The organism is Planctomycetota bacterium, assembly GCA_021414025.1.
In the GTDB taxonomy this organism is placed as follows: Bacteria; Planctomycetota; Phycisphaerae; order Phycisphaerales; family SM1A02; genus SYAC01.
Genome location: JAIOPG010000002.1, coordinates 40,488 through 64,500, shown reverse-complemented (window position 1 = coordinate 64,500; position 24,013 = coordinate 40,488). Strand labels below are relative to the sequence as shown.

Below are 24,013 nucleotides of genomic sequence, written 5' to 3'. Positions count from 1 at the left end.
GGCCACGAAGGCATCCAGTAAAGCCATGAAGCGACGCGCCAGCGTTTCAAAAATGCGGGCAAAGTCCGCACCTGCGATCGCCCGAGCGAAGCACGGAACGGTTTCCGCGTCAACCGCGCGAATCTCGATCCGGCAAAAGGCGTCCCCGCGCAGCTTCCACGCCAGCAGCCAGCCCAAAAATGCAGCCCCGGCGCGGTCACGCCGCGGAATCATCAAGGCGAGGTTCGACAGCGCCGCCAACACACCGGAAAACCGAAAGCATTGGGCCAATTCGGACAGCCTCTCCGTCAACGCTGCGCTGAGCACGGGCGTCCGTAGCACGCTTCGCTCCCGCGCCCGCTACGAGGTCGAGAACAACTCCTACGCCAAGGGCATGGTGCTCACCCTGGCCAACGACACCATCGGCGCCGGTCCCCGCCTGCAACTGCGGACACCGGACGCAGGGGTCAACAGCGCCGTCGAGGATGCTTTCAGCGAGTGGGCCGCGGCCGTCCGACTCGGCGAAAAGCTGCGGACGATGCGCATGGCCCGCGCGTCAAGCGGCGAGTGCTTCGCCGTGCTTGCCCGCAACGACAACCTGAAAAGTCCGGTGAAGTTCGACATCCGCCTGGTCGAGGCGGATCAGTGCGCAGAGCCCACCGGGAATTTCGCCAGCGATCCGTCCGCTGTCGACGGCATCAAGTACGACAAGTTCGGTAACCCGACCAAATACTTCATCCTCTCCGCCCACCCGGGTTCTGGCTCGTCATTCTCTCAAGACGGGGATTGGTTCGACGCCTCAAAGGTGCTGCACTATTACCGCAGCGATCGACCCGGCCAGGGCCGCGGCATCCCGGACATCACTCCGGCGCTGCCTTTGTTTGCGATGCTGCGCCGATACACGCTCGCCGTGCTCGCCGCCGCCGAGACTGCGGCAAACTTCGCCGGCACTGTTGAATCGGACGTGCCGCCTGATGGCGCCGCCGATGACATCGGAGCCATGGACACGGTCGAGCTCGAGCGCAACATGCTGCTCACGCTTCCCGCAGGCTGGAAGATGGGCCAGGTCAAGGCCGAGCAGCCGACCACCACCTACGGCGAGTTCAAGAAGGAAGTGCTCAACGAGATCGCGCGGTGCCTGAACATGCCGTTCAACATCTCCGCCGGAAATTCGTCGGGCTACAACTATGCCTCGGGCAGGCTCGACCAGCAGACCTACTACAAGTGCGTCCGCGTCGAGCAGCATCACATCGGCGACACCTTGCTGAACCCGGTTTTTGACGCCTGGTTCGACGAAGCGATTTTGGTCACTGATCTTCTCCCGCGCCGCGCCCGCCTGCTCAAGCGAAAGCCGCGTGAGTGGTTCTGGCCGGGCTTCGAGCACGTCGATCCGGCCAAAGAAGCAACCGCCCAACAGACCCGCCTGCAATCCAACACCACCACGCTTGCATCCGAGTATGCGCGGCAGGGCAAGGATTGGGAGGCCGAGGTCGAGCAGCGCGCCATCGAGGTCAAGCGGCTCGCCAAGCTCGGGCTGTCGCCGCTTCCGCTGCCGGGAACCAACCAGCCATCCGTGGACCCGGCTGATGTAGCCGAACAACTTTCGGAGGACAACTGATGCCGGCACCAAAGGACGCGATTCTGCGCATTGTTTCGACCGGCCTGAAGGCGACGGCGATTGTCTCCGCTGGCGGCACCGACTCCAAGCTCAAGAAGTTCGACATGCTCGCCTACTCCGGCGGCCTGCTCTACATGGCTTACTGGGACTACCCGTGCGTCTGCGACTTGGCTGGCCTGCAGATCGACGGGCAAACTTTCCCGGTCTGGCTTGAGCACGATCGCATGCAGATCGTTGGTCACACCGACAAGGTGAGCAAGACCGCGACCGATCTCTCCGTTTCCGGATTGATCAGCGGAGCCACGCCCGCCGCGGAAATGGTTACCAACAGCTCAGCCAACGGATACCCGTGGCAGGCATCGATCCAAGCTCCAGTCCACTCCCTTGAATTCGTCGAGGCCGGCGCCAGCGCCACCGCCAACGGACAAACATTCGAGGGCCCCGTCTACATCGCCAGGCAATCCAGCTTGGCGGAAATCTCCTTCGTCTCAATCGGTGCCGATGACGGCGCCTCAGCAAAGGTCGCCGCGACCAGAAAGAACCCCATGCCCCAGCTCAAGACCTCAAAGAAAATCACCGCCTCCAACCCCGCCGGAACTGACCCGGAGATCGATCCCGCAGGGACCGATCCCGAGGTGGATCCAGCCGCCGAACCCGCCGGTATTCCTGCAGGTGGAAATCCGCCGTCCCCGAACAACCCCGCGCCATCGACCGCGGGGGAGTCCATCCAGGCATCGCGCCGCTTGTTCGCGGCGGAAGCCAAGCGAGTCGCCGACATTAACCGGCTTTGCGCCGGTGCAGATCCCACCATTGCCCCCAAGGCGATCTTGGAAGGCTGGGATGCAGACAAGACCGAGCTCGAGGTGATGCGCGCTTCGCGCCCGACCATGGGCGGCCCTGCAATTCACGCCAAGGACAGCAACATCACCTCCGAGGTGATCGTGGCCGCCCTCTGCCAAAGCGGCAAGATTCCCAACATGGAGAAGGCGTTCAAGCCGCAGGTGCTTGAAGCGGCCGCATCATCGTTCCGGCACGGCTTGGGCCTCCAGGAGCTTCTGCTCATGGCCGCGGCCGAAGGAGGATTCCAATGTCGCTCGCTGCGTCAGGGCGGCCTGGAGCAAGTTCTTCGCGCCGCGTTCAGCACGGCGAGCCTCAGCGGAATTCTGTCTGCTGTGTCCAACAAGGCCCTGCTGGCAGGCTTCACATCGGTCGAGCAGGTATGGCGAATGGTATTCGCCACCCGCCGAGTCAACGATTTCAAGACAACGACCTCTTATCGCATGACGATGGGTGGATCGTTCGAGAAGGTTGCCGCAGGTGGCCAGCTCAAGCACGCAACCGCGTCTGAAGACTCGTTCCCGAACAAGGCCGACACCTACGGCAAGCTGTTCAGCGTCGATCGCCAGGCCATCATCAATGACGATCTTGAGGCACTGACCGGGGTTCCGCAGGATCTCGGCCGCATGGGTGCTCAGTCGCTCAACGAGATCGCATGGGCAAAGTTCTTGGACAACTCGTCGTTCTTCACCACGAACAACAAGAACTACATTTCCGGCGCGGGTTCAGCGCTCGGAATCGCAGGCGCCAGCGCGGCTCTGCAGAAGTTCCGAGACCAGGTGACGAAGGCTGGCAAGCCCACCGGGATTCAGCCCAAGACACTCCTGGTGCCGACGGCGTTGGAGGGCATGGCCATCGCCCTGTTCGATTCGCAGTTCGTCCAGGACACCACCGCCAGCACGAAGATTCCGACGAACAATCCTCACAAGGCCAAGTTCAACCCAGTCTGCAGCGCGTACCTGGGCAACACCTCGTTCACCGGCGCCAGCTCGACCGCGTTCTACCTGCTGCCCGACACGAAGGATGGCGCCGTCGCCGAACTCGTGTTCCTCAATGGCAAGGAAGAGCCGACCGTCGAGAGTGCGGACGCGAACTTCGACGTGCTCGGCATCCAGTTCCGCGGATTCTTCGACTTCGGCGCGGCGCTGCTTGATCCTCGTGCCGGTGTGAAGTCTGCCGGAGCGTGATCCACGACGTAACCCCTGATTCTGATTCTGAATTCCAAACTTTGAAAGGATGAACAATGGCAAGTAACTATGTTGCGAGAGCTGAAACGGCCGACTACACGCCGACAGCCGATGTCGCTGCTGGAACCATCGTGGTGATCGGCGCTCTGGTGTGGATGGCAAACTCTTTCATCGCGGCCAACACGACCGGAACGCTGGTCCTCACCGGTACCTGGGATCTTCCGCAGACCTCGGGCTCCGCCATCGCCGGCGGCGTGCAGATGTACTGGGATGCCACCAACGGAGTCGCCACGATCAGCTCGGCCAGCGGCGCCAACAAGGCGTGCGGATTCACGGTTCCCGACGGAGCCGCGGCAAGCACGACCACGGTTCGCGTCATCAAGTCCGCCTGATCATGTCTGACCTCTTCGCCAAAGGCAACGCCTGGCTGACCGGTCAGTGTCAGCAAAGCCTCTCCCGCGCTGTGACGTACCAGCGCGGGGAGGCTTCGGCTTCGCTTTTGGCGATGGTCACCAAATCGACATACGAGGAGGACGATGGCAACGGGCTCGTGGTCCTCACCAAGACCCGGGACTATGTCTTCCCAGCCAGTTCCTTGGTGTTCGCCAGCGACGATCCGGTCGCCCCGCAAGAGGGCGACCGGATTGTCGAGGTCGATCCCGACACGGAGGCCGTGCTCACCTTCGAAGTGGTCTGCCCGGCCGGCCAGCCCGCCTGGAACTATTGCGACACCTCCAGGCTGCAGATCCGCGTCCACTGCAAGGAGGCGGCATGAGCATTTCCGATGTCGCCGCCGCGGTCGTGGTGGCCGTGCAGGCGTTCCAGTTCAACGAGACCGTCATCGTCGAGCAGAAGTTCCGGCCGCGTCGAGAACGAACCGAACTGGCCACGCTCACCGTGACCGTGGTCCCGACTCCGAGCGAAAACCTCGTCCGTGACCGGGTCACGCGAGGACTGAACCAGGTCGACTACTCGATCGACATCGGCATCCAGAAGCTGCTGGACACCACCGAAGAGGAGTCTCAGCTCTCGCCCCTGGCCGCGATCGCTGAGGATCTGTCCGGCCACGTCTTCAACTACGACTTCTCATCCAGCGAGCTCGAATGCCTGTCGGCCAGCGCCGCGCCATTCCTCGACCACGAGCAGCTCTCCACCAATCGTTTGTTTCAATCCGTCATCCGCGTGCAATTCAGCACGCTCAAATCAGGAGCATAAAATGGCCACGTACTACCTCGGAAAAGACGCAGTGGTTCTTCACGGCACCGCCGGAACAACCGCGGCCACTGCGACCAACAACACCAAGGATGTCTCGATCAGCCTAAAGGCGTCGGAATCCGATGTCTCGATCCGCGGATCGAAGTTCGAGAAGACGGCGACGGGCATGATCGCGCTCTCCTACTCGTGGGAGATGGTCTACGACATGGCCGATGCCGCGTGCGCCGCTCTTCATGCGGCGTTCATCGGCCTCGGCCCAATCGCGATCAAGATCCTCGACAAGCCCGACGGTCAGGGCTTCGATGGCGATTTTTGCGTGACTCAGTTTGAGCCCGGCCTGCCGTTGAAGACCCACATCCCGCTCAAGATCGAGATCAAGCCCACACTATCCAGCCGCGACTTGGCCTGGGTCAACGACGAATAATCGGCGCCCGGAACTGAACCAACTCACCCACCAAGGAGATCCTCGGCATGCAGAGTTTCAAGACCAGCGACGAAACAGTTTGGACGGTTGAAGTCGACATCAACTCGCTCAGGCGGGTTAAAAGGCTTCTCGGCATCGACCTGCTGCAGATCATCGACAAGGACAGCAATCTGCTGCAGCAGCTCATGCACCCGGTCATGCTCTGCGACGTGCTCTATGCGCTCTGCAAGCCGCAGGCGGACTCGATGCAGGTGACCGATGAGAAGTTCGGAAAGCTGCTCGGCAACGCCATCGAGCCCGCGACTGTGGCGCTGATTGACTCCATCACCGATTTTTTCCAGAACCCAATCGAAAGGGAGAACATGAAGAAGGTGATTCAGGCGATGCGGTCGACCAGGGAGAAAGGGCGGATGATGGTGGCGGAGAACCTGGACGCCGTTCTGGAGAGGGCGACCGAGCAAACCCTGAGTCAAACGCGGAAAGAGCTTGGGCTACCTGTTACGAGTGCGCCGGTGTCATCGGCATAGATCCGGGGCCATTCACCCTTCGCCAGCTTTGGGCGATGAGTGAGGCCAGGATCAACCAGCAGTGGGACCACACGGCCTCGTTGATGGCGGTACTGGCGGAGATTAATCGGAACAACGAAGAGAGAAAACAACCCTTCACCATGATGGACTTCCACCCCAAGCATCTTCAGCAACGTCCGGTCGAGAAACCGACGATCAGCATGGCCGCGCTCAAGGCTCTGGTCTGTCCGCAGAAGAAGCCATGAATCCAACCGCAACCAGCATCGATATTCAGCTGATCTTCAGCGGGATCCAAACCCTGGTCTACCTCGGCAGCATCGCCGGGGTGTTCATGGTGCTGGGCCGTAAGGACGAGGCGCTCAAGAACAACACCAAGAACATCGCCGAACTGGCAGAGCTCGTGAAGGAGGTCTCGCATTCGGTTGGATCCCTCGATGGAAACCACAAGGAACACGCGGCCCGCCTGGATGGGATCCATCACCGACTTTCGCGCCTCGAGCAAGAGAGCAACGCCTCCTAACCGCCCCAAAGGGGCAAGGAATTGACATGGATGCATTTATTGCAAGCCTTCTTGGAAACCTTTGGTTCGTTTGCTTCGTGGTCAGCGTCCCGGTCGTTTGGGTCGTGGTCTCGCTGAAGCCGTTTTTCCCGTTCCAGAAGTTCTTCGGCAACAAGAGCTGATGCGAGCCCGCTTCCTGCTGGCCCTTGCCTGCGTGGCGTTCCTGTGCTCCTGCGCCTCGGCGCCGGTGGCGCCGGGCGCCGACACTGCATTCAGCGTTGGCAGCGAGGTTGCCCAGCAGTCCAGGCTCGTCTCCCGTATGGACGCCAGCGTGCAGTCGATCGCGGCCGCCGCCGCCGAGATTCAAGCTCAGGCCAAATCGATCGGAGCCCCAGCCGGCACGATCTGGAAGCCCGCGGGAGAGATCTCACGCAATGCCGGCACAATCTCCACCGCACTCGCCGATCTGAAGGAGTCGATCGCTGCAGTCGCCCGCGAGATCGGGTCCATCCGCAAGATGCAGGCCGAGCTGGCTGCGGAGAAGCGGCGCATGGCCGAGATCGTCGCCAAGGCGAATGAGAAGCTGATCGGCCTGGGATTTTACGGGGGCATTTTTGGCGGACTCATGTCGATCGCAGGGTTCTTCATCTGGTGGCTGGTCAAAGCAGATGCGGCCAAAAACCTCGGCTACGCGCTGATGCTGGGCGGGATCCTGGTGGTCGGCGCGTCGGTGGGTTTCACCACGCACTACGAAGCGTTTGGGCTCATCGCCGCGATCGTTGGCGGGCTTGCGTTCCTGGGCACGGTTTTCTTCGTGGTCAAGACCGCGTGGAAGAGCCACCAGGAATCCAAGACCGTGGCGACCGTCGTGGCTGCGCTCCCGATCGACACGAAAGCCGACCTGATGAGCACCGTCCCCAGGGCACAGGCGAAGATCATCGCCGCCGTGGACAAGGTCAAGGCAACGGTCTCAGCCGTGTCGTCGCCACCTGCGGCCGATGGAGGCAAGCTTTGAGCGGCCTCTCAATCACGACAAAAATCAGCTTCGACAAGGCCAAGATCCTGGCCGCCGTCGCCAAGGGCGAGAAGACCGCCCTGATGCGTGGTGCCGGACTAGTTCGAATCATTGCCAAGCGTCTGATCCGAAAGAGAAAAAAGGTCAGTCTGCCCGGCCAGCCGCCCAGCTCGCACAAGGGCCAGCTGCGGAACCTGATGCGGTTCGATTTTGACACCCAAAGTGGATCAGTCGTGGTTGGCCCAGAGTATTGGAGCCAAGCCGCCCAGCGGCATGTACCCCAAACGCTCGAGTTTGGCGGCCCTGCGACCGGGAAAGATCGCCGCCGTGTCCGCAAAATCGGCGACGGCGGGGAAATGCGGGTGTCGAGTGGTCGATTCGCCGGCCCAGGCCGTGGCAAGGGCGGGCGTTTCACCGGTCGCGGAAAAACGACCAAAGCCGTCAACACGACCGGCGGCAAGGTGGTGCAGGTCACCTACATGAAGATCAAGACCGCCGCCCAGGCCGCTCGAGCAACCGCGATCAATGCCGACCTATTCCGTCCCGGCAAAAAGACTGTGGCTCCTCGTCCATTCATGGGTCCCGCGCTCAAGTTCGCAACCCCAGCCCTGCCGGATTACTGGCGAAATTCGGTGGTGGCGTAATGGGCGCTGGCGCAATCAAAGCCGGAGAGGCGTACGTTGAACTGTCCGCGAAGGACAGCCTAAACGCAGCCCTAGCCCGCGCGCAGAAGCAGCTCAAGGATTTCGGTGCTGCCGCCAATGTGGTTGGAAGTGGAGTGCAAAAGGCTGGCGTTGCGGTTTTTGGCGTTGGCGCCGCCGCAATAGGAGCAGGTTCGGCAGCGGTGGCCGCGTTCACCCACATCGGCGGCAAGTTTGCTGACTTGTCCGATTCGACTGGCCTCTCCGTCGAATTGATGAGCGAACTGGAAACAGCCATCAAGGACGCAGGCGGAACAGTCGAGGATTTTGCGGGCCAGTCTGTGAAAATGCAGAAAGCCATCTTCGCCGCAAACGAGGGCTCCACGGAAATGCAGGCGTCATTTTCAAAGCTAGGACTTGATTTTGCCAAGCTGAAGCAACTGACTCCGGACCAGCAATTTACTGAGATCGCCGAAGCAATCTCAAAAATTCAGAATCCAACCGATCGCATGGGTGCGGCCCTGCAGATCTTCGGCAAAAGTGCCAGCACACTTCTGCCGGTTCTGTCAGGAGGCGCGTCCGGTCTTGCTAGATTCCGCGAAGAATCAAGGCAACTCGGCCTCTCGATGAGCGGAGGCGCGGCCCGCGCCGCCGACCGATTGGGCACCAATTTCGACATTCTCAAGGACCAGGTGCTGCGCGTCGCGTATTCGATCGGGGAAGCGCTGGCGCCACAGCAGGAGCGATTCGTCGAAATCATGCAGTCGGTGGTCGGGACAACGATCAACTGGATTCAGAAAAACAATGATGTGGTGGTCGGCGTGATGAAGTGGGCTGGCATTGTCGCTTCCGCGGGTGCCGGACTCATCGCGCTCGGTGGTGCGATCAAGCTTGTCGGAGTTGCCGCTACCGGATTGTCGACCATCGGAAAAATTGGCGGCTTGTTCGCTTCCGTTGCCTCGATGGCCACCGGCGCAATCTCGGCCATTGGTTCAGCGATCGCGTCCGTCGCCATTCCAATGATTGCCGCCATTATGAGTCCGATTGGATTGGTCATTGCCGGAGTCATTGCCGCCGGAGCCGCGTTCGTTTATTTCTCGGGTATTTTTTCTGGGGTGTGGCAGAGCGTCTTGGATATCGGATCATCGGTGGTCGAAGATTTCAAGGAAATCTGGAAGAATGTCACAGGCGATGCCAACACTGCGATCGGCGGAATCACCGACGCGTTGCAGGCTGGCGATATCGCCCTCGCCGGTAAAATCGCAATGGCTGGATTGCAAGCGATTATTCAGGATGTCTGGATTGGCATTCAGAAACTTTGGACAAAGGCCATTTATTCTCTCGCCGAAGCTTGGGAGGTGATTTTTAGCACCGTGTCCGATGTTTTTGACCGCGTTGTTACCGCCATCAAAAACGCGTTTTCAAGCGCGGTCTCGTTTGTTGCGAAAAAGATTGTCGAAGTGACAAGATTCCTAGGAATCGATGAAATTGTGTTGGGTGTGAAACTGAACGACAAAGAAGTCGAGGACATGTTCAAGTTCATCGACACCGACACTAAGCGGATCACAGACCAGCGCAACAAAGAAGTGGAGCAGCGAAGCGCCCAACGGGAAAGAGATTTGAATGACAAGATTGCGGCCCTGGAGGCGGCCTATGCCGCAGACAGCACGATTGACACATCGAAGCTGGACGCCGCACGAAAGGAGCTGAAATCACTTGTCGATCAGGCAAAGCAGAAAAAGGATGATGCGGACGCCACAAAGCACAAGCCGATCGCCAAGCCAGCGTTCAAATCGTTTGATCCCGAGGCTGTTGGAGCCACAGTTTCTCAAGTCTCTCACAAGCTCGCATTTCGAGGAACCTTCAATGCGGCTTCGGCTGGCGGCCTTCTTTCCAGCGAAGACATCTTGAATAAAATCGCAGAATCAAACAAGCAAACCGCCATGAACACCGGGAAGATCGCGGATTATCTGAAGAACCAGGCCGCGACACAAATGCGATTTGGATGAATCAAAACGCTTTGGGGTTGTGCCACTTCGCCCACATGGTTCGTCGAAGCAGGCCGCCCATGAGCACGCTTTCAGCCTTTGCCCAACCAATCAAATCTTCCTTGCAAACCCCGATCTTGGGTGAAAGCGTCCACGTCTCGCCCGTTCGATCTGCGGTGGCGTTGTGCCCACCCGTCCTTGTTGCCCCCATAATCCCGCCGCTGCGTTTGGATAGACAGACGTCGTGCACAACGACTTCACCATCTTTGATGCTGAAGCAAATGTCCAGACACAGCTTGACCTTGGTGACCGTGCTTCCGCCCGGAGTCTTCATCTTGCTGATGCTGATCGGCTTCTCCTGCCAAAAGGCGTGGAGCCATTCCTGGCGTTCCGTTGCGAAAAGTTTTGCGATGAATTCAAGCATGATTAGTCGTGGTGCCACCAAATGCGAATCCGGTTTACGATGAACCACAACACTCCCACGAGCGTGACCGCGAATGCCAGAAACATCATATTTTTGCTCGTTTGAGATCGCCCCTCGACGATGATCCAAGCAAAGCCGCCCAGAAACAAGATTGACGAAAGCAACGATTGGAGCTTGAGCTTTTTGCTCGTCCGCTGGGTAGTAACGTACATGTGCTGCTGTACCGGTTGCTGTTGTCCCTGCTGAGTCGGCACATACACAACGCGAGCCTGCGCTTGCACTGGACGCTCAATTACGGCAAGATTTGAACCCGACTGCACTTGTGCAGTTTCCCGAACCGGCGGCGGTGGAGGTTCCGCAGCGAACTCCAACCCCTTCACCTTTCGCGCGCTGGTCCATGGTCCATTTCGGGACTGTGCAACCCGATCATCGGGCGTCACTAGACCGTCCCGTGCGTGCTGCTTCAACTGGCTCGAGCTGTAAGGCCCGAAGGTCTTTGCATCGCGCATGATGAACCATTGACCGGAAGACATGACCACCAATTTATGCCACGGCTCCGGGCTACCGGTAGCCCAAATGTCACTTTTTCAACACGATTTTTCATGTAACCCGCGATTTTTCTGGTTTTCGACCCCCTCTCATGTCTGTATAGGGTGAGCAGCTTGCGGTGGCAGCGGTTTGGATCCGCTGTCGCTCCACGCGCTCGCCCCCATGAGCGCCGTCGCGACAGAGCTCCTGATTGGCACCACGACAAGCGGAAGCGGGTCCGCGCTCACGGCCACGCGAAGGTACATCGTTGAGGGTGCAACCACAGAGAATGAAGCCCTCACTGCCGTGAAGGCTGTAGCACCCTCCTACTTGACCTTCGACGGGTTCATCATCAAAGCAGGTTGGCCTGGCCAGGTGGAAAGCTTCGGCTCCTTCAAGTTTTTCGTTACGGTTCAGTACGCGCTGAACCAAATTGATTTTTCGTCGGCTCCGGATCCCACGTGGGAGTTCGACACCGGTGGCGGCAACGAGACAATGTTCGTCTCGCTCCAAACCAAACAGAAGATCATGGCCACGGGCATCTCCGGCACGGCCCCGGACTTCAAGAGCGCAATCAATGTCACCGACTCCGGGGCTCAGGGGGTCTCGCGCGTGGTGTCAACCTACGCCTGGAGCGACACCCGGTATTACGACCCAGCGGACGTTGACACTACGTTCAAGAACAAACTCTTCCAGTGCACCGGGAAGGTCAACGACGCCACTTGGAACGGCTATGCCGCGGGCGAGGCGCTGTTCCTGGGTGCACGTGGCGCTTCGCCAAACGGCGGCTGGTGCCCGATCACCTACCGATTCCTGGCGAGCGCCAACTTGGTCAGTGGATCCATCGGGCCCTTCAGCGGCATCAACAAGGACGGCTGGGACTACCTCTGGTTCCTGTACGACGAAACCGAGGATGCCACGGCCAAGCGCGTGATCAAGCGGCCCGTGTCCTGCTACGTCGAACTGGTCTATGAGCGGAAGAGCTTCAACACGCTTTTGGGGTGGTGAGCATGGCCACCGGCGAAGACATGCAGCCAGTCAAGCCAGGCGACCCGCTGCGGATTGGCGCCGGGATCTGGAACGATGTCGAGAGCATGGTCCGGGACCGCCGGGGCGGCCGGGCTGGCCTGGTGTCGGATGGTGGTGACGCTGGCCGCGACCCTTCCATCGTCCTCATCAAGAACACCACCGGCTCCAGCATGCCCCGCCACGGCGTGGTGCAGCTGGACGGCCCGATCTTCACCCCGGCCAGCGGAGACCCGAACCAAGACTTGCTCAAGCGCGTGGTGATGAAGGGAAAGCTCCCTGAGCCCGCCAGCGGAGTTGGGCTCTTCGCCGTGCTGCTCGAGCCAGTCCAGGACGGCAGGGTCGCTCGAGCGTCCATTGACGGTTTGCTGGGGGTCTACCTCAATATCGGGTCCGCGGCACACTTCAGCGCCGACATTCCCCACGTTCAGGCCACCCCGAGCAGCGGCGCCATCGGCGACGATGGGCTCCTGGAGTCCAGCTACTGCGGATCCGCCGACATCCTGTGGAAGGAGTCGGGCACCGGCAAGAAGCTTGCCATCGTCCGCCTGGGCCGACAGACGCATAATTTTACCTTCAAGGCGATCCTCACCGGATACACCTCGATCGGGACCAACCGCTGGAAGAGTCAGTGGAAGGACACCGCCCTGGGATCCGGCGGGGTGTGGGCCACCGATGGGGCTTGGACCGGCGGCGCCGGGTCCGGCGTGAACGCGATCGACTACGCCTACAACGGGGTCGAGCGAGTGCAGGAGCTGGACGCGACCAAGGTCGGGCCAGGCATCACCGTGGCCAACTTCAACGGCCTCACCCTGCAGCCGATCGCCAATGAGACTGTGGTGACCATGACCCGCAGCTGGGACGGGACGGCCATGCGGTACTCGTACTCGTTGCCCAACGCCCTGGACGGGACCTGCGGATGAGCATGATGCTGGCGGCTTGCTGTTGCGGCGGGGGCACCGGCGCCTGCTGCTACCGGGCCATGGTCACTGATCCATGCCCCAGCTCGTGCTGCGCTGTTGACGCTGAAGACAATCCCGTTGGTTGCGAATATGGATTGACCGAAGAAGAGTGCAGCGCGCTGGCCGCCGAATTTCCAGAGCTGACGGTGACCTACACCGCCGTGCCGGTTGACTGTGGGAACGAGCCATACGAAGTGTGCGCGTGCGCCACGGACAAGACCGAAGCTGAGTGCGACGAGCTCGATGGCGTGCTGGTGCTCGCCGACAACACCTGCCCAGATGGGTGCCTGGGATCCTGTTGCGTCACCAACCTGACCGACGGCAGCAAGTCCTGCCTGGACAACAAAACCGAATGCGAGTGCGAGGAAGAGACTGTCTCGGGTGCCAGCGTTGGCGTGTTCCGGCGCGGGGTCGAGTGCGATGGCAACCCATGCCCCAATACCGGCGACGTGTGCACGCTGGTCTTTCTTCGCTTCATCGTCCACGGTCTTTCCACTTGGGGCGGAACCTCTTGCTGCACGCACGGCCCCGAGACCCTGCGCGATGCCTCATTCATTTCAGAATCAACTACGGCGTGGAGGCTCTACACCTTCGTCGCCGGGGATCCGCAAATCGAAATCGTGACCGCCGCGCTGGTTGGAGAAGCCACCGATTCCTTTGGTGACGAGAATTGCCCTGGTGAAACCACGGTCACGGTCACCTGCGAATCCACCACGCTCGGCGGCGCCAGCTGTGCTGCGGTCATTGCCGCCTACGCGGGCTCGTGCTACTGCAACACTGAATCGTGGAGCGGCGAAGGCGATGTCTACATCTCCGGAAGCTTCGACCACCACACGAGCTGCTGCAAGTGCATCGAAACAGGCCTGGTCGAGGACACCGATTCAGGGTTTGAAGACTTGTGTGATCCGGTCGACTCTTATGTGTGCGCGACACCGATCATCGGCGGCTACTCAAGTTACGCATTCAGTTCCTCCACCTGCCCATGAAAGAATTCATCGAACAACATCGACAGCAATTCCTGGCAAAGCAGGAGGCGAAGTTGAACGCTGCCCTTGGACTCGACCCACCCGCGCCGGCGAAGGAAAAGAGTTTCACAAGCAAGGCGAAGCAGTACCTCACTATCGAGGCCGAGCACGCGATCCATGGCCCGGCGAGCGCCGCCGACGCCGCGGCCCGTCGCGCGAAATGTGACCCCTGCGAATGGAACAGGGGCGGCCACTGCCAGAAGTGCGGTTGTCGCGGCAACCCGCGCGGCCAGATCGTCGTCCGTGTCACCCTGGCCGGTGCGGAGTGCCCCCTCCCGGAGCCGGAGAAGAAGTGGCGGGCTGTCAAAGGGATTGGCGGCTCGCTCAAGACCGCGGGCCAGGCCCTCGTCGGAGTGGCTGGGACAATCGCGCACCAGTTGATTGGCAGGCGAGTCCAAAATCCAAAATAAGAACGGGAACTACGAGGCCTTCATCAGGCGTTTGACGATCGCGTTGTAATCGGTCGATCTATCTTGGCCGCGGCCATCGGTTCCTGCCTGTGCGGCCGCAGGAGCGCCACCAGCGCCTCCCTTACCCGAACGGTGGCAAGCAGCCAATTCGGCAAGGCTTGGATTCTCTCCGGCGAACTCAGCCCAGTGCTCCTTGACGATGCTCTGTGCGTAGGCGAGTCGGAAACAATCCTCCTACTTCCCATTCAACTTTGGATTGTGCTCAACGGCCGCCTCCCAATATTTTTTGGGAAATCTGATACGGTCCAATGCGCATTCCATCCTTGTTGCGGAGCTGGTCGTTTCCGGCACACTCAGCCTGCCTCATGGCGTTGAGCAGTCGCTGGATGTCGGTCTTCGAATGCTCTCCCTTTGCATCCATCTCAGAATCGGGCCGCCCACCCCGGCTGAAGCCCGGCTGGTTCGATGGTTGACTCGGCGGCGCGGTTCTTGGCGGCGCCGCAAAGACAACAGAGGTGAGACAGAGCACGATTGAAATGGCGATCTTCATGTCGCTGATTTTATGCGAGGGGCGGATCTAATTCAATGTCTGTGGATGCCTGCATTCCACCCCAAACCGTGGTGCCCTCTGACCGACTACCCAATTGACCAGCAACCGTTTCGCAAAACACGTGGGGGTTCGGTGCGGGCCACCGGTAGCCGTTCGGGCTCTCTTTTCTGACCAATTTTCAAGAAATCAGGAAATTTTGGAGTTTGGGTGGCTTCTCCATGTCTGTATAGGGTGAACGACTGCGCTACATCCAAGCCTCACGAGGACCTCACCATGTCCCTGCTCAACGCCCAAGACGATCCAAGACTGTGCCAAGGCACGCGACAGTGGCCGCTTTCACTGCTGCCGATGGCGGCGGCGTCCACCGGTGGCTACGCCGGAAGGCTTCCGACCACAGATCTGCCCAGCGCCGGAGTGCTCTGGGATGGCGACAAGTTCTGGAAGCCGAGCCTCGGCTTGCTGATCCCGTGCATTTCACTGGATCCGACCGACGAGCTTCCGACGGGCTGTGGATTCATGCTCTACCGCGGTAACACGGACACCTCCTACAGCTCCGACGGGAAGACCAAGCTCGTCAATTACGCCTTCCAGCCGTTCGCGGCTTTCACCTGCGGTTTTGCGGACACGCCCAGCGCCGACTGCAAGATCAACCGCTACGTGGAAGGGGAGCTGGTCGATCACTTCCTCTTCAACAAGATCGAGCAGGTGTGGGGCCCCGCGGTCGATGTGCTCAATCCCTACGACCTCAATCCCGACAGCCTGGATTCGGCCGCGTGCATGGCTGATCCCAGGGGCGGCGAGTTCTTCCTGGCCGACATGATCTGCGACATCGAGGCCGACATGGGCCTGTTCTTCCACCCGCTATGAGAACACGAAACTGGTTCGCGTCTGGTGGTGCGGTCGCCTTGCCGGTCGGCGTGCATGGATCCTCGCGCTTCTCATCCTGGCTCGCGGACGCGGAGCGAGGCGAAGTCGGATTTGAGATCGCAATGGTCGGAGATTCCACCACGATCAACCCGAACTATCAGGGCTATGGCGTCGGCATTCCTGATGCTTTGGATTCGCTTGGCATCCCGATCATTTCAACACCGATGGTCATGAGCGCGTCGGCGGGTGGATCGTTCGCGCCGAGTGGTGGAATGTGCGGACAGGGCGTTCAGATGCACATCGAGGCGACTGGAACCGCGCCCGCAGCCGGCACGGGGAACCTGTACACGCTTTCGGCGCGAGCCGCGGCGGCCGATGCTCCCGCCGTGGAATTGTGCCAGTATCTGATCGGCGCCGACAATTTCAGTGGCATCACGCTGCCTTACATGTTTGCGGGCTTTGCGTGGGATGGCGCGTACATCAAGACCGGAGAGACCTTCACGAGCGGCGCAAATCAAAACTTCGTGAGGATGCTCGCGACGAATGCGCTAGTCCGCGGGGACGGAAGTGCTGGCGTGTCGTTGGCCTACCGCCTGACTTACGGGAAGTTCTCGCAGACAGGTGGCTCGTTCAAGATCCGCCCCATGAAAAGTACAAACACGCTCATCAGCGGAACTGGCAACACGGGAAGTATTTCGACCGCTGGCGGGCCCGGCGTGGAGACAGCGGTCTACAGCTTCGTGTCGCCGCTCACTGGCGCGGCAGGCACTGCTCCACTTGCGGTTGCGTGCTCGTGGGATGGCTGGAACACGGGTAACGGCGTCACGGGTCCAGCATGCCCGCTTTGGCATTCGGTGGTTCGTCAGGGCATCTGTGGCTGCGGCTACTCAACGCTGGTCGGCCAGGGTGGATTGACGACTGCGCAACTGGCAACACGACTTGAAACGCTCACGGGAGGTGTGGGCGGAACGGGAATGTTCCTCGCGGAGTACCTGCGCGAGCTATCTGCCCGCAATCCGTCGAGCAGCGGTCGAGTGTGCATCGCGATCACGAGCGGGCAGAATGACGCCGCGAGCCTCGGCACAGACGGAACGACCTACCTCACTGCCGCCCGCCGAATCCTTGCCGCGCTCAAACACGCTTGGGTCGATCAACTCGGATTCGACGAGGAGAATTTTGTTGTGTGGTTCATTCCATCGCACGCGCGAGTCGCGAGCGTGGCCGAGGACCGGCTTCAACTCATGCGGGTCGCCTCGCGCTCCTGGGCGGCGGGCGGAGCGCGCGCGGCGGATGGAACGCGAATCCTCAATGGCGTCACCGTCACGGACTCATCGGAGATGATGTCGTACGACTGGCTGCGTGCTCGCGGCCTTTACAATGTGAGCAGCAACGCCGAGGACTCGGCGCACCTTCGCAACAGCGACCTTCTGACGGTCGGCGCGTCGGGCCTCTATCCGGCGACGCAGTACACCGTTGGTGGATCGCCCGACGGCTACCGGGTCGCGGCGACGAAGATGTTCCGCGCGCTGATGAATTTGGCGGCGTGATCGATGCCGCGGACCGAAGCCTTCACCGCCGAATCAGTCGATCGGTTCCCCGACATTAAGCCGGGTGTGCTCTACGTCTACAAGAACAAATTAGTGTTGGAGTGCCCGTGCGGTTGCGGCGACAACATCTTGCTGAACACGAATCCGGCTGTGCGGCCGTGCTGGTCGGTGTCGCTCTCGGGGGACGCAAAGAACATTCCCACGCTGACGCCTTCGGTTTGGATCACAAAGACCTGCCTGGCCCACTTCAAAATCACCGATGGAAAGGTGGTGTGGGCTTGAGCGGATCGACGGACAATCCAGCCCCAGCCGAGCGCACGAAGACTTGCTATGTCGGCGCTCCGTCAATCTTCGCGCTCGAACAAGCGTGCCAGATGCTCGGCGACGCCTTCGGACGCTTCAACTGCTACCTCGTCGGCTCTGCGATGGTCCGCAAGGACTGGCGCGATGTCGATGTGCGCATGATCCTGCCCGACGATGAGTTTGCGAAGCTGTTTCCGGCGGCGCTGGCGGACGCAAATCAATTTCAATTCGATCCTCGTTGGCTGCTCTTGACGGTCGCGATTTCAGAACGGCTGTCGAAGCTCACCGGGCTGCCGATCGATTTCCAATTTCAGCCCATGACCATTGCGAACAAGCGCCATACAGGGCCACGCCACGCCCTTGGACTGCGAGTCGCGTAGGATGGCCTTCAAGGCCGTTTTTATTGAGTTTCTTGCCCAAGTGGCAAACGCATGCTATTGTTCTTCACTAATGCAACAGGGCTGCGTCGCCGATAGAGAAGAAACCAAAATGCATCATCGCCTTCGAAATTTTTTGTCAGGCGCGGGATCGATCGTGGTGCTTTTGCCGGCACCTTCGCCGTCCCGATTTTTGGACTTGCTGCCCAAGGAGTCGATCGAGGACACCCTGCGCGCCGACTGGTTCGCGGTCGGAAACGACATCGCCGGTGCAATGGGCCGTGTCAGTCAGGAGAAGGAATGGGCCGGGCGAGCCGAGAAAAACGCGAACGTCAGCTAGCGGCGCACATGGCGAACAATCCCCAGGGCTCCGGGCGGTTGGTGACGCAGCAGATTCAGCAGGTCCGAACCGGTCCGATCCCCGACCACAACGAGCTCGCAGGCTACGAAGCGATCACGCCGGGATTTGCGAACCGGATTCTGGTCATGGCCGAGAGCGAGGCGAGCTCGAGACAGAAGCTCAACGCCGACGCGCTGGCCGCAGGCATCGCCGACGGCAAGAGCGAGCGCACCGAGAAGCGAATCGGCCAAGTCTGCGCCTTCATCCTCGCCATCATTGGAATGACGCTCGGGTACTTGGCCGCAACCAATGGCCACGAGACCTTCGGATCGATCGTTGGCGGTTCTTCGCTGGTGCTGTTGTGCCTGGCGTTCCTGACCGGGAAACTCCCGACAAAATTACCGTGACGTGCGCGGTGAGATCTAGTGCTTCCGGTCGCGCGGCGGATTCGGATCGTGCTTGCCGTAGGTGTCGCTATCGCGGATTCTTCCATCCCTGCCCTTGATCCTGAGCTCGCCCTCGCTCTCCTTGGCAAGGGCCGCCCCGGCCTTGATTGCCTTTGCTTGGGTTTCGTGCACCGATGAACACCGGCTTGCACCATCCCGCTTGACTCCCCAACCGTTTTCGTTCGGCCCGACGCTGTAATTGTTGCCTGTTGTCATTCCTTGGTTCCTTTTTGTGCTCGGTTTCGTCTTGGACAACTATCCAAAGTGATTGGCGGAATTGTATCCACCAAATATTGAGATCGGCATTCTCAAGGTCGCAGGGGAATTCGAATCGGTGCTGCCAATTGTTAATTTTTCTTGAGTGGTGTGGGCTGTTATTGACATGGCTGCGAACATAGCAAGGTGAATTCCGGTGAACCCTTCCCTTCCCTTTTTTCTGCAAAATCTCATCCACGCTGCAAAATGCCACGTTTTGTTAACGTTTTGTTGGCCGACTTTCAAAAATAAGCCAAATTCACTTTGTTTGAATGGGGCGGCCAAGTACCGTGGTCCGATGCTTTCGCTCGTCGAAGAGGTTTCCGCGTGGGAATTGTGGCAAACCCAGCAGCTTGGTTTGGCGCCGCGGCACGCGAAGCAGACGTCCCTGTGGGCCCGGCGCTGGGTGGAGTTCGCGGGCGACGAGCTCACCCCCGGAAGTTGCGTGGCCTGGCTGGCGGGCATGACTCGGGGGCATCAGCTGGCGCCGCACACCGTGCGCAACCGCATGAGCGCGTGCCGGCAGTTCGCGGGGTGGCTCGTGGTGCAGGGCCGACTCGAAAACAACCCGTGGCTGCACATCCCGGCTCCTAGAGGCCGCAGCGGAGTCGGGGCCGACACCCTGACCCAGCAACAGGTCGAGGACCTGATCGAGGTGGTGGACCGTGCCAGGCGATTTGGCGACGGCCGCTCGCGCAAGAGTGCCGAGGCTCGGTGCACGTTCTATCGCCTGCTGGTGGCCACGGGCATGCGCCGGGGCGAGTGGGGCCTGCAGGAGTGGGTTGACATCGACCTGGACAACGCAAGTCTTGTCGTGACCAAGGACAAGAGCAGGCGCCGCGACTCGATTCCGCTGAGCGCGGCGGCGGTGAAAATCCTTCAAAAATGGCGGGAATTCAGCACGGATCGGCTTGTATTCCCGAGCATGCCGACCTTCAAGGCGCTCAACCGCGACCTGAAAGAGGCCGGGATTTCGGGCCGGGGCAAGTTCCACCGCTTCCGTGTGGGATTCATCACCAACGCTTTTGACATCGGAGTCGAGCCCCGGTTCATCCAACAGCTTGTGCGCCACAAGTCGATCGACCAAACGCACCGGTACCTGCGCCACAAGTCGGAGGATTTGAAATCGGCAACCGAAAAAATTTCAACAATCGGGAAAGATTTTTCCAGATCGCCTCTTGACAGGACAAAAAGTGTTCGTTCCACTGCCCGCATGCTGAAGCCCTCACACCAAGATGAACAGCACTCAACCCCACACGCGGGTACTGGGCTTCAGCAATTCAGCCTGCGTGATGGGTTGGGCGCTGTTCGATCAGGTGTTCATGGACGCGGAACGGATCCTTCCCCGACAACGAAAACGGCCCTGCTTTCGCAAGGCCGTCTCGATCAAAGTCGGGGCAACAGGATTTGAACCTGCGGCCTCTTGGTCCCGAACCAAGCGCTCTACCAAGCTGAGCTATGCCCCGCATGCTGCTGCAGACATTCACCGCAGCCGCAAACTTTAGCTCTTTCATCAGAGTGCCGCAACCCGAAGATTCGTGCCCGGGCGCGGGCACGCCGCTGAAATCATCGATGCCGATCGAAAAAGAAGAGAGCCCCGCGACGAATCGCGGGGCTCTCTTTGATATCAAATCAATCCGTGAAGTGAATCGAAGCGACTCAGGCGCGTCGACGACGGCCGAAGAAGCCGGCAAGACCCACGAGGGCAACCGCTCCAGGAGCCGGAATGACATCGCCGGTGATCTGGAGATTCAGGCTCTCGGCGAGGCGACCCGGAGTTCCGAAGAACACCTGCCAGCCGGCGGCGGCCGGGTTGGCATCGACGCCCGCATCCCAGCCCCATTGCGGCGGGAAGGCGACATCGGGAATGATCGACACCCAGGCATCGCCGGTGACGAGCGTTGGATTCAGGTTCATGTCATAGAGGTAGCTCGCGCCGGTCGCGCCACCGACAAACGTCTCGGTGAAGCTGCCCGCGGCGACATAGGTGCCGCCAAGGAACGCGCCAGGAACATTGCCGGCATCGCCCCAGATCTGGATTGTGAATCCAGCGATTGGTGCCTGAGCGGGCGGATTGAAATACTGGCCGACGAAATGCAGGTCGGTCACATTCCAAGTGGCGCCGCCGGTGGAGAAGAAGCCGTAGCAGGTGGCGAAATTGCCGTAGCCGCCGCCGGCGATGTCATTCTGGGAAGCGTACGAGGTCGCTCCGCCAGCCCAGGGGTTGGTGTAGAGAATGGCTGCGTTTGCCGCTCCAACAAAAGTAGTGGCAACAACAGCAGCGAGGGAAAGAGATGTCTTCATGAGGGAACTCCAGAAAGGGTTACTGAATCTCTAACGCAACCATGCGCCAGAGATAGGGAACAAGACACGCTCAGCTGGTTGACTCAACATCTCAGTCCACCCGGAGACTCCTTCATGAGCTGGAAACCAGATTGCCAAGGGGGCAAAACGGAAAACCAATTCATAAATGGAACCACCACCGAGCCCTGATCCTTCCTTCCTGTGACAGCGGGTCAATATATCAACCGGCAGCCAATTCAATATGAATTGGCAGGACTTTTAAGAAAATTTCAGTGAAAAATGCATGAATCATGATTGCCTAGAAATTCGGTTTTGAGGTGTAAGTCATTATTTTTCAACAATTTATATTCTTTCAAATGCCGAATTTCGAGCATTTTTCAAATTGAAACCAGCACTGTTCTGAAAATGTTCGGGTCGATGATCTCGAAAATTGAATTCCTGATGGCTGATGGGACCCGCACCCCAATGGAACCGAATTTGCGACCTTGGGAACGCAGGAATTGGGGTTCTTTCATCTTTCCCCTATCATCGCGCCACATGCGTGAATCGTTCCTCCCCTTCTGCAAATCCCCGATTTCCGAGGCGGATATCGAAGCGGTTGTGCAAGTCTTGAGGAGCGGATGGATCACCACCGGACCTAAAGTCGCCGAACTCGAGGGGCTCTTCGCCAAGCGCTGTGGCGCGAAGGAAGCCATTGCCGCCACCAGTGGCACGGCCCTGATGCACTTGTATTTGAAAGCGATCGGGCTGGCTCCCGGCGATGAAGTGGTCGGCCCTTCGATGACCTGGGTCTCGACGCCCAACATGGTGGAGCTGATGGGTGGACGCAACGTCTTCGTGGACGCCGATCGCGAGACCTTGCTGGCCTCGCCCGAAGCCCTTGAGGCGGCGATCACGCCGCGCACCAAGGTGGTGATTCCCGTGCACTACGCCGGCGCGCCGGTCGACCTTGATCCCATCCGAGCGATGTGCCAGCGCCGCGGCGTGCTGATGCTCGAGGACGCCGCGCATGCGATCGGCACGCGCTACAAGGGCCGCGAAATCGGCAATGGCGGCACGGCGATCTTCTCGCTGCACCCCATCAAGACCATCACCAGCGGCGAAGGGGGCGTGCTGGTCACCGACGACTCCGCGCTGGCGGCGAAGATTCGCCGTCTCCGCTTTCACGGCCTCGCCGTCGACGCGCACGATCGCGCCCAGCAGGGACGCTCGCCGCAGGCGGAGGTGCAGGAGCCCGGCTTCAAGCAGAACATGCCCGACATGAACGCCGTGCTGGCGTTGAGCCAGTTCACGCGGCTCGACGCCTTCATCGAGCGCCGTGAATCGCTGTCGAAGCTTTACCGCGAGTTGCTGGCCGAGGTCGACGGCGTGACGCCGCTGGCCGATCCGGCATGGCCACACCGGCACGCACGGCATCTGATGGTGGTGCGCGTGGATGAGCGCCGCTGCGGCATGGAGCGGGCCGCGTTCATGGAGGCGCTCAAGGCGCGAAACATCGGCACCGGGATCCATTTCCTGGCGGCGCACACCCACCGCTGGTACCGGGAGAACCGGCCCGAGCCCGCCGGCCGGCTGGCCAACACCGAGTGGAATTCCGCAAGAATCTGCACGCTGCCGCTCTTTCCCGACATGACCGAGGCGGATGTGCGCGGCGTGGTCGGCGCCATCAAGGAGTCGCTGCCGAAGTCCACCGCGAAAGTCGCCGTGACGGGATCCGTCCGATGAAGTCCAGCGTCTCCATTGTGATTCCGGTTCACAACGAGCGGCCGAACCTGCCGCAACTGATCGAGCGCTGCGTGAAAGTGGGCCGCGAACTCGGCCGCCCCTGGGAGCTGCTGCTGATCGACGATGGCAGCCGCGACGGCTCCAGCGAGATGCTCGTCGAGGCGGCGAAGTCGCACGCCGGCGAGATCAAGTCGCTGATTCTCAACCGCAACTACGGTCAGCACAACGCCATCCTCTGCGGCTTCGCCAACGCCCAGGGCGACGTGATGGTCACGCTGGATGCGGACCTGCAGAATCCGCCCGAGGAAATTCCCAAGCTGCTCGCGGCGATCGACGAGGGCTACGACGTGGTGGGCAGCGTGCGCGCCGACCGCCAGGATGTCTTCGCCCGAAAATTGTTCTCCGGCATCATCAACTCCATCGTGCGCCGCTCCACCGGAGTGATGATGCACGACTACGGCTGCATGCTCCGCGCCTACAAGCGTCACGTGGTGGACGCCATGCTGCAATGCCGCGAACGCAGCACCTTCATCCCGGTGCTGGCGAACCTCTTCGCCAAGCACGTCACTGAGATTCCGGTGGCCCACGCCGCGCGGACCGCCGGGGACAGCAACTACTCCGTGATCAAGCTGGTGAACCTGCAGTTCGACCTGCTGACCTGCATGACCGCGGGCCCGCTGCGACTGCTCTCCTGGGTCGGCGGGATCATCTCGGCCCTGGCCATCGGCTTCGCGGCGATGCTGTTCATGCTGCGCGTCTTCTTCGGCTCGGACTGGGCGGCCAACGGCGTTTTCACCCTCTTCGCCGTGCTCTTCTTCTTCATGGGCGCGCAGTTCGTCGCCCTGGGCCTTCTGGGCGAGTACGTCGGCCGCATCCACGCCGATGTCCGCGAGCGGCCCCGCTACATCCTGGACGATATTGTTGGAGAAACGCTGGCTGAAGTACCATCCCGGGGCTCGGCGTCGACGCGGACGCTGGCGTCGTGAACGATCCG

At 60.5% G+C, this 24,013-nt stretch carries 30 protein-coding genes and 1 tRNA gene; 25 read left to right on the top strand and 6 right to left on the bottom strand.

All coding sequences use genetic code 11. The features are described 5' to 3' along the window. Window positions 1-25 precede the first annotated feature (25 nt). The 12 genes from K8R92_00830 (at window position 26) to K8R92_00775 (ending at window position 9,951) form a co-directional block, all read left to right on the top strand. A complete protein-coding gene (locus K8R92_00830; protein ID MCE9618438.1) occupies window positions 26-1,597 on the top strand; it encodes a phage portal protein in 1,572 nt (523 codons plus the stop codon). Then, the gene (locus tag K8R92_00825) at window positions 1,597-3,621 is read left to right on the top strand and encodes a Mu-like prophage major head subunit gpT family protein (protein ID MCE9618437.1); all 2,025 of its coding nucleotides are present in this window, start codon (window positions 1,597-1,599) and stop codon (window positions 3,619-3,621) included. The genes K8R92_00830 and K8R92_00825 overlap by 1 nt, the downstream gene beginning before the upstream one ends. 56 nt (window positions 3,622-3,677) lie before the next feature. After that, window positions 3,678-4,013: a DUF2190 family protein gene (locus tag K8R92_00820; GenBank protein ID MCE9618436.1), complete on the top strand. Its 336-nt coding sequence runs from the start codon at window positions 3,678-3,680 to the stop codon at window positions 4,011-4,013. Between the two features lie 2 nt (window positions 4,014-4,015). Then, window positions 4,016-4,396, top strand: a complete 381-nt coding sequence (locus tag K8R92_00815) for a hypothetical protein (protein ID MCE9618435.1) — start codon at window positions 4,016-4,018, stop codon at window positions 4,394-4,396. Beyond that, on the top strand, window positions 4,393-4,836 hold the full coding sequence (locus K8R92_00810) for a hypothetical protein (protein ID MCE9618434.1): 444 nt from the start codon (window positions 4,393-4,395) through the stop codon (window positions 4,834-4,836). The genes K8R92_00815 and K8R92_00810 overlap by 4 nt, the downstream gene beginning before the upstream one ends. Window position 4,837: 1 nt before the next feature. Next, entirely contained in the window at window positions 4,838-5,260 is a 423-nt protein-coding gene (locus K8R92_00805; GenBank protein ID MCE9618433.1) for a hypothetical protein, read from the top strand. Window positions 5,261-5,307: 47 nt separating this feature from the next. After that, the gene (locus tag K8R92_00800; GenBank protein ID MCE9618432.1) at window positions 5,308-5,787 is read left to right on the top strand and encodes a hypothetical protein; all 480 of its coding nucleotides are present in this window, start codon (window positions 5,308-5,310) and stop codon (window positions 5,785-5,787) included. Window positions 5,788-5,822: 35 nt separating this feature from the next. Then, window positions 5,823-6,032, top strand: a complete 210-nt coding sequence (locus K8R92_00795; GenBank protein ID MCE9618431.1) for a hypothetical protein — start codon at window positions 5,823-5,825, stop codon at window positions 6,030-6,032. Continuing rightward, on the top strand, window positions 6,029-6,307 hold the full coding sequence (locus tag K8R92_00790; GenBank protein ID MCE9618430.1) for a hypothetical protein: 279 nt from the start codon (window positions 6,029-6,031) through the stop codon (window positions 6,305-6,307). The genes K8R92_00795 and K8R92_00790 overlap by 4 nt, the downstream gene beginning before the upstream one ends. A 160-nt stretch (window positions 6,308-6,467) precedes the next feature. Next, window positions 6,468-7,301 carry a hypothetical protein gene (locus tag K8R92_00785; GenBank protein MCE9618429.1) on the top strand — a complete coding sequence of 278 codons (834 nt, stop codon included), beginning with the start codon at window positions 6,468-6,470 and terminating at the stop codon, window positions 7,299-7,301. Continuing rightward, complete coding sequence (locus K8R92_00780; GenBank protein MCE9618428.1) at window positions 7,298-7,945, top strand: hypothetical protein; 648 nt, start codon at window positions 7,298-7,300, stop codon at window positions 7,943-7,945. Before K8R92_00785 ends, K8R92_00780 begins: the two co-directional genes overlap by 4 nt. Further along, a complete protein-coding gene (locus K8R92_00775; protein ID MCE9618427.1) occupies window positions 7,945-9,951 on the top strand; it encodes a phage tail tape measure protein in 2,007 nt (668 codons plus the stop codon). Before K8R92_00780 ends, K8R92_00775 begins: the two co-directional genes overlap by 1 nt. Window position 9,952: 1 nt before the next feature. Here the strand turns inward: K8R92_00775 and K8R92_00770 are convergent, their stop codons facing one another. After that, the gene (locus K8R92_00770; protein ID MCE9618426.1) at window positions 9,953-10,354 is read right to left on the bottom strand and encodes a hypothetical protein; all 402 of its coding nucleotides are present in this window, start codon (window positions 10,352-10,354) and stop codon (window positions 9,953-9,955) included. Between the two features lie 2 nt (window positions 10,355-10,356). Further along, window positions 10,357-10,887 (bottom strand): DUF4339 domain-containing protein, encoded by a 531-nt coding sequence (locus K8R92_00765; protein MCE9618425.1) that lies wholly within the window; start codon window positions 10,885-10,887, stop codon window positions 10,357-10,359. A 301-nt stretch (window positions 10,888-11,188) separates the two neighbouring features. On the opposite strand from K8R92_00765, the gene K8R92_00760 reads away from it, so the two are divergent. From K8R92_00760 to K8R92_00745, 4 genes are read left to right on the top strand one after another with little or no spacing between them, the layout of a single operon-like run. Further along, complete coding sequence (locus tag K8R92_00760; GenBank protein MCE9618424.1) at window positions 11,189-11,890, top strand: hypothetical protein; 702 nt, start codon at window positions 11,189-11,191, stop codon at window positions 11,888-11,890. Window positions 11,891-11,892: 2 nt separating this feature from the next. Continuing rightward, window positions 11,893-12,831 carry a hypothetical protein gene (locus K8R92_00755; GenBank protein ID MCE9618423.1) on the top strand — a complete coding sequence of 313 codons (939 nt, stop codon included), beginning with the start codon at window positions 11,893-11,895 and terminating at the stop codon, window positions 12,829-12,831. Further along, the gene (locus tag K8R92_00750; GenBank protein ID MCE9618422.1) at window positions 12,828-13,856 is read left to right on the top strand and encodes a hypothetical protein; all 1,029 of its coding nucleotides are present in this window, start codon (window positions 12,828-12,830) and stop codon (window positions 13,854-13,856) included. The genes K8R92_00755 and K8R92_00750 overlap by 4 nt, the downstream gene beginning before the upstream one ends. After that, window positions 13,853-14,305 (top strand): hypothetical protein, encoded by a 453-nt coding sequence (locus K8R92_00745; GenBank protein MCE9618421.1) that lies wholly within the window; start codon window positions 13,853-13,855, stop codon window positions 14,303-14,305. The genes K8R92_00750 and K8R92_00745 overlap by 4 nt, the downstream gene beginning before the upstream one ends. 262 nt (window positions 14,306-14,567) lie before the next feature. Here K8R92_00745 and K8R92_00740 read toward each other — a convergent pair whose 3' ends face one another. Beyond that, window positions 14,568-14,855 carry a hypothetical protein gene (locus K8R92_00740; GenBank protein MCE9618420.1) on the bottom strand — a complete coding sequence of 96 codons (288 nt, stop codon included), beginning with the start codon at window positions 14,853-14,855 and terminating at the stop codon, window positions 14,568-14,570. A 273-nt stretch (window positions 14,856-15,128) separates the two neighbouring features. On the opposite strand from K8R92_00740, the gene K8R92_00735 reads away from it, so the two are divergent. The 6 genes from K8R92_00735 to K8R92_00710 are packed head-to-tail and all read left to right on the top strand — an operon-like array spanning window position 15,129 to window position 18,696. Next, complete coding sequence (locus tag K8R92_00735) at window positions 15,129-15,722, top strand: hypothetical protein (protein MCE9618419.1); 594 nt, start codon at window positions 15,129-15,131, stop codon at window positions 15,720-15,722. After that, window positions 15,719-17,269: a hypothetical protein gene (locus tag K8R92_00730; GenBank protein ID MCE9618418.1), complete on the top strand. Its 1,551-nt coding sequence runs from the start codon at window positions 15,719-15,721 to the stop codon at window positions 17,267-17,269. The genes K8R92_00735 and K8R92_00730 overlap by 4 nt, the downstream gene beginning before the upstream one ends. Window positions 17,270-17,272: 3 nt before the next feature. Then, window positions 17,273-17,551: a hypothetical protein gene (locus K8R92_00725; GenBank protein MCE9618417.1), complete on the top strand. Its 279-nt coding sequence runs from the start codon at window positions 17,273-17,275 to the stop codon at window positions 17,549-17,551. Beyond that, the gene (locus K8R92_00720) at window positions 17,548-17,952 is read left to right on the top strand and encodes a hypothetical protein (protein ID MCE9618416.1); all 405 of its coding nucleotides are present in this window, start codon (window positions 17,548-17,550) and stop codon (window positions 17,950-17,952) included. Before K8R92_00725 ends, K8R92_00720 begins: the two co-directional genes overlap by 4 nt. Window position 17,953: 1 nt before the next feature. Next, window positions 17,954-18,289, top strand: a complete 336-nt coding sequence (locus K8R92_00715) for a hypothetical protein (protein ID MCE9618415.1) — start codon at window positions 17,954-17,956, stop codon at window positions 18,287-18,289. A gap of 8 nt (window positions 18,290-18,297) precedes the next feature. Further along, window positions 18,298-18,696 carry a DUF2335 domain-containing protein gene (locus K8R92_00710; protein ID MCE9618414.1) on the top strand — a complete coding sequence of 133 codons (399 nt, stop codon included), beginning with the start codon at window positions 18,298-18,300 and terminating at the stop codon, window positions 18,694-18,696. Window positions 18,697-18,711: 15 nt separating this feature from the next. On the opposite strand, the gene K8R92_00705 is transcribed toward K8R92_00710, so the two are convergent. After that, a complete protein-coding gene (locus K8R92_00705) occupies window positions 18,712-18,951 on the bottom strand; it encodes a DUF2188 domain-containing protein (GenBank protein ID MCE9618413.1) in 240 nt (79 codons plus the stop codon). A gap of 337 nt (window positions 18,952-19,288) precedes the next feature. Between K8R92_00705 and K8R92_00700 the strand changes: the two genes are divergently transcribed. Beyond that, entirely contained in the window at window positions 19,289-20,401 is a 1,113-nt protein-coding gene (locus K8R92_00700; protein ID MCE9618412.1) for a tyrosine-type recombinase/integrase, read from the top strand. On the opposite strand, the gene K8R92_00695 is transcribed toward K8R92_00700, so the two are convergent. Together K8R92_00695 and K8R92_00690 are read right to left on the bottom strand one after the other, a co-directional pair. Beyond that, window positions 20,383-20,456 (bottom strand) — tRNA-Pro (locus K8R92_00695). The genes K8R92_00700 and K8R92_00695 overlap by 19 nt on opposite strands. Window positions 20,457-20,649: 193 nt before the next feature. Continuing rightward, the gene (locus K8R92_00690; GenBank protein MCE9618411.1) at window positions 20,650-21,294 is read right to left on the bottom strand and encodes a hypothetical protein; all 645 of its coding nucleotides are present in this window, start codon (window positions 21,292-21,294) and stop codon (window positions 20,650-20,652) included. A gap of 537 nt (window positions 21,295-21,831) precedes the next feature. On the opposite strand from K8R92_00690, the gene arnB reads away from it, so the two are divergent. Next, window positions 21,832-23,019: a UDP-4-amino-4-deoxy-L-arabinose aminotransferase gene (gene arnB / locus K8R92_00685; GenBank protein MCE9618410.1), complete on the top strand. Its 1,188-nt coding sequence runs from the start codon at window positions 21,832-21,834 to the stop codon at window positions 23,017-23,019. Next, window positions 23,016-24,005 carry a glycosyltransferase gene (locus tag K8R92_00680; protein MCE9618409.1) on the top strand — a complete coding sequence of 330 codons (990 nt, stop codon included), beginning with the start codon at window positions 23,016-23,018 and terminating at the stop codon, window positions 24,003-24,005. Before arnB ends, K8R92_00680 begins: the two co-directional genes overlap by 4 nt. The last annotated feature ends 8 nt before the right edge of the window (window positions 24,006-24,013 follow it).